Raw genomic sequence first — 13251 nt, forward strand, 5'->3', positions numbered from 1 at the left:
TGGCGTCCTTTTTTATTATGCGATCTTCGTTGGAAACGAATTCGGGCATTCCCGGTCTCAGTGATATAGTTCATTCAATTTTTAAGAAACCGTTTTGATGAAGGTTATGTCCAAAACAGGCTCACGACTTTTTGCGATTTTTGCGCTGGCGCTGATAAGTGCCCTTCCCGCCAAGGCGGAATTTACCCTTTTCAATTCTCCGACACCGGCAGCGGGCAGTGCGCCTGCGTTCGTTCCGGTGGATCAGGCATTTCCTTTCAACTTTACCCAACAAGGCGATCGGGTTTATCTCGATTGGCAGGTTCTGCCTGGGTACTACCTCTATCAGGACAAGATAGAAGTTGTTTCCAGTGAAGACGCCAGAATTGGCGCGCTGGATATGCGTCAGGGACAGCCTTACGAAGACGAGTTCTTCGGTGAGGTCTCGATTTACAAAGAGCCGCTGACGGTATCAGTACCTTTGCTTGAAGCGACGGATAACTCGCTGCTGAAAGTCACCTACCAAGGCTGTGCAGAAGCGGGCTTCTGCTATCCGCCAGAAACCGTCACCGTCCCATTAATCGCAGTAGCCGCTGGCAGTGGAGCGCCACCAGCATCTGATGTTAGCGCACCTGTTGAACCCGCAAAACCAGCCTCCACAGGCTCAAGTTCGTCTTCCACAGAAGTAAGCAGCCTCGCCGATAACTGGTGGCAGCCGTTACTGTTTTTAGGCTTGGGCATTGGTTTGGCTTTTACACCATGTGTGCTGCCGATGTACCCGATTTTGACCGGTATCGTACTAGGTGGCGGTAAGAAAACTCATGGGCAGACCTTCCGACTTTCCATGCTTTATGTACAGGGTATGGCACTGACTTACACCCTGCTGGGACTGGTTGTCGCTTCGGCTGGCTTACAGTTTCAGGCGGCTTTCCAACACCCTTATGTGTTGATAGGCTTGAGTGCGCTCTTTGTGCTGCTGGCGCTGTCGATGTTTGGCGTGTTTAACCTGCAACTTCCGGCCAGTCTTCAAACCAAGCTCAGTGAAATGAGCAACCAGCAAAAAGGCGGAAGCAACCTTGGTGTGTTCACCATGGGCGCGATCTCCGGGTTGATTTGCTCGCCATGCACTACAGCGCCGTTATCCGGAGCACTTTTGTATGTTGCGCAAAGCGGTGATCTTCTGACAGGCGCAGTGACGCTCTACGCGCTGGCATTGGGTATGGGCATTCCGCTGATCATCGCAGCGATGTTTGGCAACAAACTACTGCCAAAAGCTGGCGGCTGGATGGACAGAGTCAAAATCTTCTTCGGTCTGGTGCTCTTAGCTGCGCCTATCTTCCTGCTGGAGCGCCTGCTGCCTGAAAGCGTCAGCGTGTGGCTTTGGGCAGCATGGATGTTGATATCACTCGGCTGGTTGTATCACATCAGCCGTACACTCCAGCCAGGCAAGCTCGCCAGTGCACTCGGGATTATCGCGATCCTCGGCCTGAGTGGTGGTGCGGCTTACACCTATAACGCAGTATTTACGCCTGCTGCGAAAGCCGAAGTGCCATCGGTCGAGTTCATTAAGATTGCCAATATCGACGATCTAAACCGAGAGCTCGCGGCAGCCAAATCCGCAGGCAAGCCGGTGATGCTGGATTTCTATGCCGACTGGTGCGTGGCATGTAAGGAGTTTGAGAAGTACACCTTCCATGATGCGAACGTAGCTCCAGAGCTGAAAAACTTCGTTTTACTGCAGGCTGATGTGACGGCCAACCGTCCACAGGACATCAAAATGCTGACTTCCCTTAACGTGCTGGGCTTACCCACTATCGATTTTTGGGATGCCAACGGGAATCCACTTCCTAATGCGCGTTTGACCGGATTTATGGAGGCTAAACCCTTCCTTTCCCATCTTGAGCAAAATCAGTTGATTAACAAACAAGGCTGATTGCATACAAACTTGATCGCCCCGACATTGCCAACAAATGACGGGGGATCAAGCTCTTACTTCCTACCTATGCAAATTGAACAATCACCACCCCGGTGTTAGCGTTTTTGTTAAAGAGGTATGAACGAAATCGCCATGGACGCCCAATACACCATTGTCATCGCTGACGACCACCCTTTGTTTCGCAATGCACTGTTCCAATCTGTGCATATGGCGATCAGTGGTGCCAATTTGCTGGAAGCCGACTCGCTTGATAGTCTAACCGCCCTATTGGAAAAAGAACCCGACATTGATTTACTGCTGCTTGATCTGAAAATGCCTGGAGCGAATGGTATGTCCGGTCTTATCCACCTTCGCGTCCAATACCCAGAGCTACCTATCGTGGTGATTTCAGCTAGTGAAGAGGCCAGCGTAGTCCGTCAGGTGAAAGCCAATGGTGCGATTGGTTTTATTCCGAAATCCAGCGACATGCGCGAGCTGATTAATAGCCTCAACCATGTTCTTGAAGGCGAGACGTGCTTTCCTTCCGGTATCGACTTCAGTGATGACAGCGATGAAGAGTCGCTGATGGATAAGATATCTTCTCTCACTCCTCAGCAATACAAAGTACTCAACATGCTCAATGATGGCCTGCTTAACAAGCAGATTGCCTATGAACTAGATGTGTCTGAAGCAACGATTAAGGCTCATATGACAGCCATTTTCCGTAAACTCGGTGTGAAAAACCGCACTCAAGCGGTCATTCTCTTGCAGCAAATGGACCAAGATGCTTAACGTCTCTCCGCACACTTAAATCGAAGATTTTCTCAATCCCCTTCAGGCGATGTTCAGTCAACTCGTGTACAATCACCCCTCATGGTTCGTCGCCCTGACGAGACCCGATTGACCTTCTCTTGGTTCCAAGGAGGCCAACATGTTAAGCGCACTTATCACCCAATTTGTTGTTCTATGGGCTGTTATCGATCCTATTGGCTCAGTCCCTGTCTATCTATCACAAACCAGCCATATGACTGAAAAGCAACGGCGAATCGTGGCTTTGAAAGCCGTTGGTATTGCAACGCTGATACTGCTGTTCTTTCTGATTGCCGGTCAGTTTTTGCTTGAAGCAATGCAAATCCCTTTACCAGCCTTTCAGGCGGCAGGTGGACTTGTATTATTGCTGTTTGCCTTGAGTATGATCTTTGGTGAGAGCAAACCCGATCAGGAAACCAAGCTATGCAGTCACTCACTCTCACATTCTGATCTGGCTGAAGCAGCGGTATATCCTTTGGCGGTCCCTTCTATCGCCTCGCCAGGTGCAATGATGGCGATTGTCATGTTGACCGACAATCACCGTTTCGCCGTGATGGAACAGGTCGTCACCGCAGGCCTTGTGCTACTGGTATTAATCGTCACTTTATTGCTGCTTTTCAGCGCTGGATTTATCCATCGAATCATCGGCCGCGTGGGCGCTTCGATCATAAGCCGCGTTATGGGTCTCATCCTTGCAGCCGTTGCAACAAGTAATTTGCTTCAAGGCATACTCGACTTTTACACCTTAGCCTAAAGCCTATTAGACCTTGGTCTATCTTAACATCTCATTAACACAACACTTTCTTGTCTCAAATCACATAAACCCCCTAGTAGCAGAGGGTTAGCCTCATTTTTCAATCGACTAAAGTTGCAGTGTCTCCTTGTGCCTTGGCTGCTATTGTCAAATCGTAACAATCCGTTAACTCGTCACTTAAGGAGATGGTGATGTCTGAGGAACAGAAACAAGATAACGCCAAAGCCTATTGGCAAAAAAACGTCAGGTTGATGATTTATCTACTTGCCGTTTGGTTCGTGGTGTCGTTTGGATGCGGCATCCTATTTGTTGATCAACTCAACGAAATTCGTATCGGCGGCTACAAGCTAGGCTTCTGGTTCGCACAACAGGGGTCAATTTATACCTTCTTGGCCATCATTTTTGTTTACGCCTTTCAGATGCGCAAACTCGATAAAGAGTTTGGCGTAGATGATGACGAGTAAGGAGCAGTAGTCATGGATTTGAAAACCGTTACTTACCTTGTCGTAGGTTTCACATTCGTTCTCTACATCGGGATCGCAATTTGGGCCCGCGCAGGTTCAACGAAAGAGTTCTATGTTGCAGGCGGTGGTGTAAACCCTGTTGCAAACGGCATGGCAACGGCAGCGGACTGGATGTCTGCAGCTTCATTTATTTCAATGGCAGGTCTGATTGGCTTTATGGGATACGGCGGTTCTGTATTCTTGATGGGCTGGACAGGTGGCTACGTACTTCTGGCACTGCTGCTTGCGCCTTACCTACGTAAGTTCGGTAAGTTTACTGTTCCAGAGTTTATCGGTGAGCGTTTTTACTCGAATACAGCACGTGTGGTCGCAGTTATCTGTCTGATCATCGCATCGGTAACTTACGTTATCGGTCAGATGAAGGGGGTGGGCGTCGCATTCGGTCGCTTCCTGGAAGTTGACTACGCAACAGGCCTGTACATCGGTATGGCTATCGTATTCATATACGCAGTACTTGGCGGAATGAAAGGCATCACCTACACACAGATTGCTCAGTACTGTGTACTCATTCTGGCATACACCATCCCAGCCATCTTTATCTCGCTGCAACTGACTGGCCATCCTCTGCCACAAATTGGCTTAGGCAGCACCATGACCGGCACGGATACCTATTTGCTTGACCGGCTCGATCAGGTGGTCTCTGAACTTGGGTTCACTGAATACACCACATCAGTACGCGGTGACACCCTTAACATGTTCGTTTACACCATGTCACTGATGATCGGTACTGCAGGTCTGCCACATGTCATCATCCGCTTCTTCACAGTACCAAAAGTACGTGATGCACGTATCTCTGCAGGTTGGGCGCTGTTCTTCATCGCAATTCTTTACACCACTGCACCAGCCGTTGCGGCAATGGCACGTCTGAACCTAATGGATACGGTGAACCCTGCACCAGGCCAGCACCTTGCGTATGACGAGCGTCCTGACTGGTTTAAGAACTGGGAAAAAACTGGTTTGCTTGGCTTTGATGACAAGAACAACGACGGCAAGATCAACTACACCTCTGATAAAGCAACGAATGAGCTGAAAGTTGACCGTGACATCATGGTTCTGGCGAACCCTGAAATCGCGAAACTGCCAAACTGGGTTATCGCGCTGGTTGCAGCGGGTGGTCTGGCTGCTGCACTATCAACAGCTGCAGGTTTGCTCCTGGCTATCTCGTCGGCGGTGTCCCATGACTTGCTGAAAGGGGTCTTCAGGCCTGATATTTCAGAGAAGAACGAGCTCATGGCAAGCCGAATAGCGATGGCGGTGGCGATTGCCTTTGCTGGTTACCTGGGTCTAAACCCACCAGGCTTCGCAGCCGGCACGGTGGCCCTCGCCTTCGGCTTGGCCGCCTCCTCTATCTTCCCTGCACTGATGATGGGTATCTTCTCTAAGACCATCAACAAGGAAGGTGCGATTGCCGGTATGATTGCTGGTATCAGTGTGACACTGTTCTATGTCTTCCAGCACAAAGGCATCCTGTTTATCGCTGACTGGAAATACTTGGAAAGCTGGGGCAGCAACTGGTTCCTGGGCATTGAGCCAAATGCATTCGGTGCGATTGGTGCGCTCGTGAACTTCATTGTTGCTATCGCGGTATCCCGCGTAACAACTGAAACTCCACAACACGTTAAAGATCTGGTTGAGCATGTACGTATCCCTGGCGGAGCGGGCGAAGCGCAAGACCACTAACCACTGACGCTGAGCGCTTAGATAAGAGCGTCACGTTAACGCTAAAAAGCCCCGCTCAGGGGCTTTTTTTATCCTCAGGGGACGACCTCACTATGGTATGTTACCCCTTAGCCCAAGGACGAAAGCGAACTCTTTATCATGTTAAAAAACAAACACGTAATTGCCGCCATGCTCGTGGCACCGATTCTGGCCTTGATTGCCTACTTTGGCGTAGATTTAGCAGTCAGTGAAAAGCCCCATGCTGCCAAGGAAGGAGAAACCTATAAACTCGCTGCTGACTCAAACTGTCGATACACTAGTGGTATCTGCTCTCTGGAAAACGGCGACTTCAAAATCAAGCTTCGTTCAGAAAGCCTGTCTGACAGCGAAGTGGTCTTGAAGCTAACATCAGAGTACCCACTGGAAGGCGCAAAAATCAGCCTGATCCAGAAAGAAGGTGACCGTTCAAACCCGGTCGATATGGATGCTAATGGCACAAACGCCAAAGAGTGGTGGGTAGACCTGCCAGCCCCCAACTCAGAAGACAGTGAAATCCATCTGGTGGTGAAATCAGACGGTACCTTGTATTACGGTGAAACCACCGCTGTGTTCGTAGAGTACAAAACCCTTCTTAATAAGGAGCAGCAATAAGCCACTCCTGCATATCTCAAATCAGTTTTATTAAGTGACAAGATAGAGTTTGGTGGCGGCAAGAACTTCCGCCACTCTCACTTCATGCTCTTGCTCTGACAGCCAAAACGTCACGTCTACCCAACCGTCAGTACCCATCATATCAATCTCAACAAGCTGGATTTCCCCGGTCAATGGGACCCAGGTGCCTTCGACCCGTACCAATCCCACTTCAGTATCCAGCCTTGGAATCGTAAACGCTTCCATATCAGCTCACTCCTTGTTGAAGCAGCGCTCTTAATTTCAGCGGTTTCACCGGCTTGGCGATATAACCAAAGCCAAGTTCCCGCACCAGATTTCTTGTTTCTTGTGTTCTGTCGGCAGTGATCACTGCACCGACGAAATCATCACCCAGCATTTCCCGACAACGTTGCAAAACATCGAGTCCCGTCAGTTCTGGCGCCAGATGGTAGTCGCTGAGAATGGCATCAGGCCGCAGGCCTTGTCCAATCAGCGCAACCACACCATCAAGGTCTTCTGCCACATCGACTTGGCATCCCCACCGCGTCAGGAGACTTTCCATGCCTGCGAGGATGTCCTTTTCATTATCTATACAGAGCACGCGAACCCCAGAGAGTGGCTCACTATTTTTGCCCTTTTCTTCATGCTCAACGCCAGTGTCACAAACCTGAGGCGCTGATTCGATGCGGGCTGTAATGGAAAAAACCGTCCCTTCTCCCGGCCAGGAGCGGAGGCTCAGAGGCTGATGTAGAATACGACTGATCCCGCGGGCAATCGCCAATCCAAGTCCCAGTCCAAGCTCTGCACCTTTGCGATCAATGCGGGTAAATTCGTTGAAGATATCCTGCTGCATCTCTTGCGGAATACCCGGGCCGTTATCCCATACCTCAATTCGGCACTGGGAACCATGACGACGCGCGCCCAGCAGTACCCGACCATTAGGGTTGTAGCGGAAAGCATTGGTGAGGAAATTCTGCAATACGCGGCGCAGCAAACGTCTGTCGGAGCGAATTCGAAGTCCGGTGTGTTGGACCCGAAAATCGATACCCTGGTCATTGGCAATCACGCCAAACTCTGCGGCCAGCGTCGAGAAGACTTCATCCAACTCGAAGTGGGTAATTTTGGCTTTCATCTTGCCCGACTCAATACGGGAGATATCCAGCAAATCACCGATAAGGTCTTCTGCCGCACCCAATGCACTCTCGATGTGACCCGCCATTTTTTGGGTCTCTTTTTCTTCGGCCATTTCATTCAGGGATGATGCAAAAAGGCGTGCGGCATTCATCGGTTGCATCAGATCGTGACTGACCGCAGCAAGCAATCGGCTTTTCGATTGCGATGCCTGCTCGGCTTTGGCGGTGGCACTGATAAGGCGTCGGTTAAGGGTTTCGAGCTCTTTTGTGCGCTCAACAACCCTTGCCTCCAGCGTTTCATTGGATTGCTTCAACGCTTCTTCCGCATCACGGAAGGCGGTGATGTCGGTAAAACTCATGACAAACCCGCCACCTGGCATTGGGTTACCCTGCACCTCAATCACACGGCCATCAGGGTGAACACGTGATGAAGTATGCGGCGAGCCCTTACGCAAATAGCCAACGCGCTTTTTCACGTGCTCTTCAATATCACCCGGACCACACAAACCGCGCTCGGCGTTGTAGCGCACCACATCCGCAATCGGCCTACCAACCTGAATTAAATCTGGCGGGAAGTTAAAAAGCTCCACATAACGCTGGTTCCAGGCCACCAGCCGGAGCTGTTTATCTACCACGGAAATACCCTGACTGATGTGCTCGATTGCGCCTTGGAGCAATCCCCTGCTGAAATCGAAAAGCTCGGAGGCTTCATCAACAATGGTGGCGATTTCCTCAAGCTGCATGTTCCTACCCTGCAACGCGGAGGTCAGTACCAGCTTGGCAGAAGACGCACCGAATACACCAGCCAATACACGTTCGGTGTGACGGATAAGCGCCGCGCTTGCCTGTTGCTGCGGCAACAATACTTCGCCACGCTGCTCACCGAAGGTGCGGAAAGTCTGGCGCATACGGGTACGGCCAACAAAGCGGGCCGCCAGCATTTCAAGTTCTGCTACTGTCACGCGGCTTTGATACAGGCTGGAATCGTCCCCTTCAGGCAATGGTGTACCTACAAAACTAGCTGCTTGCAGGCGCTCACTGAGTGAAGGCCGGGTTGCCATCGACACCAGCACAAAGCAGAAGGTATTGACCATCACACTCAGGATCATGCCCCAGTTCACCGGACTTAAAGATTGGAAGAACGGGATATCTGGCGGCGCCAGAATCCAAAGCACCAGGTTGGTGTCTTCGTTACCTGCCAACATACCCGTCTGCATCATCAAGGTCATCAGCCAGACAATGAAACCGGCGAAAAGCCCAGCATACACGCCTTTTTTATTGGCCTGACGCCAGTAAATTCCCGCGACAAGCGGCGGCGCGAACTGGGCAATTGCAGCAAAGGAGAGGAAACCAATCGCCGAGAGTGACGGCACTTCCAGGATCAGTTGATAGAAGCCCCAGGCACCAATGAGCAGCAGGAAAATCAGCGCGCGACGCACGTTCAGCAAAAGGCCGGAGAACTGGGTAAAGTTGCGATTCGACACCCGCATTCGGCGAAGCAGTTGTGGCAAAACCAGATCGTTCGACACCATGATAGCAAGGGCGATAGTGGAAACAATCACCATACCGCTTGCCGCCGATGCACCACCCAAAAACGCCAGCAGCGCAATGCCCTCGCTTCCGGTGGAGAGCGGAAGCTGGATAACATGGGTTTCAGCAGATACTTCCGGCAGGAAAGCTTGTCCTGCATACGCTAATGGCAGAACAAAAATGCCCATTAATAGCAGATAAAGCGGGAAAACCCAGCGTGCGGTGTGCAAATCCTGTGCACGGGCATTTTCCACCACCATGGTATGGAACTGGCGGGGTAAACAGATGATTGCCGCCATGGTTAGCAGGGTATGTACCAGCAATGCCCCCCAATCCGGAGAACCTACAACATTGGCTTCTTTTAATGTTGGCAGCGGTCCTGGCGCATCCAGCAGCAAGCCCACAGCAAAGAAGCCCACAACCAAAAAGGCCACAAGCTTAACGATGGACTCAAAGGCCACCGCCATCATCATGCCGCGGTGGTGCTCGGTAGAATCAATATGACGGGTACCAAAGAGGACAGTAAACATCGCCAGTGACATGCAGACCAGCCAGGCAATTTGCCCCTCATTGAGCCCAGCACTCTCACCGATATCCGGCGCAATCACATCCAGCCCCATGGTGATCCCGCGAAGCTGCAGCGCGATGTAAGGCAGAATACCGACCACCGCAATCACGGTAACCATCACCGCCAAGCCTTGGGATTTCCCGTATCTGGCAGCAATAAAGTCGGCAATCGAGGTGATGTGTTCCCGTTTGGCAATCAGAATAATCCGGGCGAGAAACCGCCAGCCAATGGTAAAGACAAGAATGGGCGCAAGGTAGATAGGCAGAAATGACCATGGCTGGCTCGATGCCTGCCCGACAGTGCCAAAGAAGGTCCAAGATGTACAATAAACGGCGATAGAAAGACTGTATATCCACGGACGCCAGCCACGTAGCCAGCGCGGCCGACTATCGCCATACCAGGCGATAAGAAACAAAACGCCCAGGTACGCCAGTGCCACCGGCACCACTATCCATCCCGCCGACATAATCCCTTCCATGACAAACTATTAACTAGAGTCTGTTTAACATGCTCTCAGTTGTACAACAACGCGCCACTTTATCTCCGTGAGCGAGCTCTAAATGCGTACCACAAATTCAGGACCTTACTGCTTCTTCCACAGTGTCGGTTTTCAATGTCAGAAGGAGAACAGGCAAGCCAAGAAGCGCCATTGCATAGAAACTGCCTCCGCCTAACTGTTCGTAGAGCTCACCAGCGACCACAGTAAGAAGCGCCATGATTACGCCCATAGGGATTGCACTATACAGAGCCTGCAGTGCCATGACTTTATCGCTCGCTTGCTGTTGGATATAACGCATCGCGGCAATATGGGCGGCACCAAAAGTCAGGCCATGGAGTGACTGCGCGGCAAAGAGCACACCGAGATCAGTGCTCCAAGCCGTTAAACACCAGCGCAGAATCACCGCCAGCGCTGCCAGCCGAAACAGTGATTGCACCTGCCAACTTCCGAAAAACTTAGCGGCCAGTGCAAACATCATCACTTCCACCACCACACCAAAGCTCCATAGGTAACCCACCATCACATCGGAAACGCCTGCCTGGGTCCAATGAATCGCACTGAATGCATAATAAGCGGCGTGGCTGCCTTGAATGAAGGAGACGATAGCAAGAAACACCAACACTGGTTTCACACGAAGCACCTGAAGCAATGGCATTCTGACCATCGCTTGGGTTTCTTCTTTCGCGGGTAGTTGCTGAGGCGAAGACAGACTCCAACACCAGGTCAACAGCAACGCCCCAGCAGCGAGAGGTACAATGATTGGCGGCCCAAAGCGCTCCACCAGCATACCCGCCATCATAGAACCAATCACAAATGCTAGTGAGCCCCAAAGCCTGGAACGGCCATAATCAATCAACTTCCTGCGGTTGTAATGATTGGCTAATGCATCCGACACCGGAATAGACGGCCCAATCACGCTGTTAATCAAAATAGAAAGCGCGGTCAGCCAGAGTAAATCCGGCGTTGCCATCAAATGCAGAAAGCCAATCACTGTGGCTAGAAATGACAGCCACCGAATAGCGGGAAGTAAATGTTCGGGTAAGTAAAAACGGGGGTGAGAGTGAGGTTCACCACAAAGCGCGCCATGACACCCGCGCCCAACACAATGCCAATGTCATCTGCAGAGAGGCCAAGCCATGCCAGCCATACTGACCAAAAAGGCAGATAAACCCCAAACGCAAAAAAATAGGCACCATAATAGATGGATAGCCAATGGTAGGGGGTGGGACGGGGGTAACTCATTCTGGCGCATCCTTTCTGCCGCAACGAGGGTGGCTATTTTGACAGCGATTCATCCAAACTTATAGTCTCAACTTAGCATGGATTAATAGACTAAAGTCGGCTGGCAAGGTGGATTGCCGTGCGACACACTGGGAGTTGCAAAGACGCGCAGCGCGCGTGGTTAATAACACGGAGTTTGCCGCCATGCCTGAACCGTTCGACACTTCCTCTCCCCCGTTTGACCGCCTTGATGCAAAACAAGCCAAGCACCTGCTGTCCTCATTGGATGTCGCCTATTACCGCCGCGGTGATGTGCTGATAGAAAAAGGGGAAGGCAATGATGCCCTTTATATCGTCATCAAAGGACGCGTTCAGGAAGTCAATCCTGATACCAAGGAAGTGCAGGCGCAGTATATTAAAGACGATCTGTTTGACGCCCGAGCGCTGCTGAAAGGCCATTCACACCACAGATACCGTGTGGTGGAGGACACGCTTTGCTATGTGCTGCCCAAAACCGTGTTTCTCGAACTCTATGGCCAAAACCAGTCGTTTGCTGACTACTTCAATACCAGTTTCAGTAAACGAAAACGCATGCTGGAAAAGGCACAACAACAGCAGAACCTTGCCGAATTCATCCTGACTGAGGTGGATGAAACCAACATCCAACCCATCATGACCATGCCCCATGGCACCTCGATTCGGGAAGCGATATTGAATCTTCGCCGTGAGCGTCAGGACTGCGCACTGGTCGCCCTCGAAGCTAAGCCGCACGATATCGGCATCATCACCCGAACCAACTTGCTGCACGCATTGGTTGAGGATGGCTGCACTTTAGAATCTTCCATCGGTGAAGTCGCCACCTCTCCGGTCATCAGCGTCGAGATGGGCGAGTACCTGTTCAACGTAATGATCCTGATGACCCGCGATCGGGTAAAACGGATTCGCGTCACCGAAGATGGCGAGACGGTCGGCATGCTGGATATGACTCAGGTACTGAGTCTTTTCTCAACGCACTCTCACGTGCTCACGCTGCAAATCAACCGCGCACATTCGATTGAGGAACTCGCGCTCGCAGCCAATAACCAACATCAGCTCGTCGCCAATCTCACCAACAACGGCATCCACACCCAATTTGTCATGGAGCTGATTTCCGCCGTCAACGAACAGATCATCGAAAAGGCTTTTCGTCTCACCATTCCAGAAAGCTTCCACAATCAATGCTGCCTGTTTGTGATGGGCTCGGAAGGTCGTGGTGAACAGGTTCTAAAAACCGATCAAGACAATGGACTTATTCTTGCTGACGATGCCGATTGGCCCGACGTTCATCATTACATGGAAAGATTCAGTGAAGTGCTGAGCCGTCTAGGCTACCCGCCCTGTCCCGGCAATGTCATGGTTAACAATCCACGCTGGGTGAAAACCCAATCTGAGTGGATAAAAGCAATGGTTTCCTTCAGTAAGATTTCTGACGAACGCACCCTGATGGACTTGGCCATCATTGCTGACAGTCATGCTGTGGCTGGCAACAAAGCGTTGCTGGAACCCGTCCTGGAAAAGCTCCATGCTTCGCTCAAAAACAACATGCTGACGCTCAATACCTTCGTCCGTCCCAGCCTTGCGTTCCGTGTTCCTCTGACGCTTTTCGGTAGCCTAAAGGCGGATAAAGAAGGATTGGATGTAAAAAAAGGGGGTATTTTTCCGTTGGTGCATGGGGTTCGCACCTTGGCGCTGGAAAAAGGGCTCTCCGAAACCAATACCTTTGAAAGACTGGATGCACTGGTCGAATGCAAAGCATTGGATCAAGAAACCGCCAACAACCTCTCTGAAGCTTTAAAGCTTTTCGTGAAAGTACGCTTGAAACAGCAACTCGATAGCGATGCCAGTACAGGCAACCAGCTCGATGTCACCCACCTTTCTCGTACTGAAAGGGATTTGCTGCGCGACTGTCTGGGTGTGGTGAAGAAATTCAAAGAGCGACTGGCTTCGCACTATCAGGTGAGGGACTAGC

Annotated in this window: 11 protein-coding genes; 7 read left to right on the top strand and 4 right to left on the bottom strand. The window is 51.1% G+C overall.

Features of this window, described 5'->3' with window-relative positions:
- The first annotated feature begins 97 nt into the window (after positions 1 to 97).
- The 6 genes from VP504_RS10100 (at position 98) to VP504_RS10125 (ending at position 6292) form a co-directional block, all read left to right on the top strand.
- Positions 98 to 1912, top strand: a complete 1815-nt coding sequence (locus VP504_RS10100; protein ID WP_325891054.1) for a protein-disulfide reductase DsbD — start codon at positions 98 to 100, stop codon at positions 1910 to 1912.
- A gap of 135 nt (positions 1913 to 2047) precedes the next feature.
- A complete protein-coding gene (locus VP504_RS10105; RefSeq protein WP_046303627.1) occupies positions 2048 to 2686 on the top strand; it encodes a response regulator transcription factor in 639 nt (212 codons plus the stop codon).
- A gap of 139 nt (positions 2687 to 2825) precedes the next feature.
- On the top strand, positions 2826 to 3458 hold the full coding sequence (locus VP504_RS10110; protein ID WP_325891055.1) for a MarC family protein: 633 nt from the start codon (positions 2826 to 2828) through the stop codon (positions 3456 to 3458).
- 191 nt (positions 3459 to 3649) lie between these two features.
- Positions 3650 to 3922: a DUF4212 domain-containing protein gene (locus VP504_RS10115; RefSeq protein ID WP_062710233.1), complete on the top strand. Its 273-nt coding sequence runs from the start codon at positions 3650 to 3652 to the stop codon at positions 3920 to 3922.
- A gap of 12 nt (positions 3923 to 3934) precedes the next feature.
- Positions 3935 to 5662: a sodium:solute symporter family protein gene (locus VP504_RS10120; RefSeq protein WP_325891057.1), complete on the top strand. Its 1728-nt coding sequence runs from the start codon at positions 3935 to 3937 to the stop codon at positions 5660 to 5662.
- A 138-nt stretch (positions 5663 to 5800) separates the two neighbouring features.
- Complete coding sequence (locus tag VP504_RS10125; protein ID WP_325891058.1) at positions 5801 to 6292, top strand: hypothetical protein; 492 nt, start codon at positions 5801 to 5803, stop codon at positions 6290 to 6292.
- Between the two features lie 30 nt (positions 6293 to 6322).
- Here VP504_RS10125 and VP504_RS10130 read toward each other — a convergent pair whose 3' ends face one another.
- The 4 genes from VP504_RS10130 to VP504_RS10145 form a co-directional block, all read right to left on the bottom strand.
- Positions 6323 to 6538: a hypothetical protein gene (locus tag VP504_RS10130; RefSeq protein ID WP_325891059.1), complete on the bottom strand. Its 216-nt coding sequence runs from the start codon at positions 6536 to 6538 to the stop codon at positions 6323 to 6325.
- A gap of 1 nt (position 6539) precedes the next feature.
- Positions 6540 to 9989 carry a hybrid sensor histidine kinase/response regulator gene (locus tag VP504_RS10135; protein WP_325891060.1) on the bottom strand — a complete coding sequence of 1150 codons (3450 nt, stop codon included), beginning with the start codon at positions 9987 to 9989 and terminating at the stop codon, positions 6540 to 6542.
- 109 nt (positions 9990 to 10098) lie between these two features.
- Positions 10099 to 11040, bottom strand: a complete 942-nt coding sequence (locus tag VP504_RS10140) for a 3-phenylpropionate MFS transporter (protein ID WP_325894023.1) — start codon at positions 11038 to 11040, stop codon at positions 10099 to 10101.
- Positions 11019 to 11264 carry a hypothetical protein gene (locus VP504_RS10145; RefSeq protein ID WP_325891061.1) on the bottom strand — a complete coding sequence of 82 codons (246 nt, stop codon included), beginning with the start codon at positions 11262 to 11264 and terminating at the stop codon, positions 11019 to 11021. Before VP504_RS10145 ends, VP504_RS10140 begins: the two co-directional genes overlap by 22 nt.
- 183 nt (positions 11265 to 11447) lie before the next feature.
- Here VP504_RS10145 and VP504_RS10150 point away from each other — a divergent pair, with 183 nt between their 5' ends.
- Positions 11448 to 13250 (top strand): DUF294 nucleotidyltransferase-like domain-containing protein, encoded by a 1803-nt coding sequence (locus VP504_RS10150; RefSeq protein WP_325891062.1) that lies wholly within the window; start codon positions 11448 to 11450, stop codon positions 13248 to 13250.
- The last annotated feature ends 1 nt before the right edge of the window (position 13251 follow it).

Source organism: Grimontia sp. NTOU-MAR1 (genome assembly GCF_035758505.1).
GTDB lineage: Bacteria > Pseudomonadota > Gammaproteobacteria > Enterobacterales > Vibrionaceae > Enterovibrio > Enterovibrio marinus.

Excerpts from the sequence above, each read along its gene's own strand:
- VP504_RS10110 (WP_325891055.1), top strand. The coding sequence starts at position 2,826 with ATGTTAAGCGCACTTATCACCCAATTTGTTGTTCTATGGGCTGTTATC.
- VP504_RS10105 (WP_046303627.1), top strand. The coding sequence starts at position 2,048 with ATGGACGCCCAATACACCATTGTCATCGCTGACGACCACCCTTTGTTT.
- VP504_RS10130 (WP_325891059.1), bottom strand. The coding sequence starts at position 6,538 with ATGGAAGCGTTTACGATTCCAAGGCTGGATACTGAAGTGGGATTGGTA.
- VP504_RS10145 (WP_325891061.1), bottom strand. The coding sequence starts at position 11,264 with ATGAGTTACCCCCGTCCCACCCCCTACCATTGGCTATCCATCTATTAT.
- VP504_RS10100 (WP_325891054.1), top strand. The coding sequence starts at position 98 with ATGAAGGTTATGTCCAAAACAGGCTCACGACTTTTTGCGATTTTTGCG.
- VP504_RS10120 (WP_325891057.1), top strand. The coding sequence starts at position 3,935 with ATGGATTTGAAAACCGTTACTTACCTTGTCGTAGGTTTCACATTCGTT.
- VP504_RS10150 (WP_325891062.1), top strand. The coding sequence starts at position 11,448 with ATGCCTGAACCGTTCGACACTTCCTCTCCCCCGTTTGACCGCCTTGAT.
- VP504_RS10135 (WP_325891060.1), bottom strand. The coding sequence starts at position 9,989 with ATGTCGGCGGGATGGATAGTGGTGCCGGTGGCACTGGCGTACCTGGGC.
- VP504_RS10115 (WP_062710233.1), top strand. The coding sequence starts at position 3,650 with ATGTCTGAGGAACAGAAACAAGATAACGCCAAAGCCTATTGGCAAAAA.
- VP504_RS10125 (WP_325891058.1), top strand. The coding sequence starts at position 5,801 with ATGTTAAAAAACAAACACGTAATTGCCGCCATGCTCGTGGCACCGATT.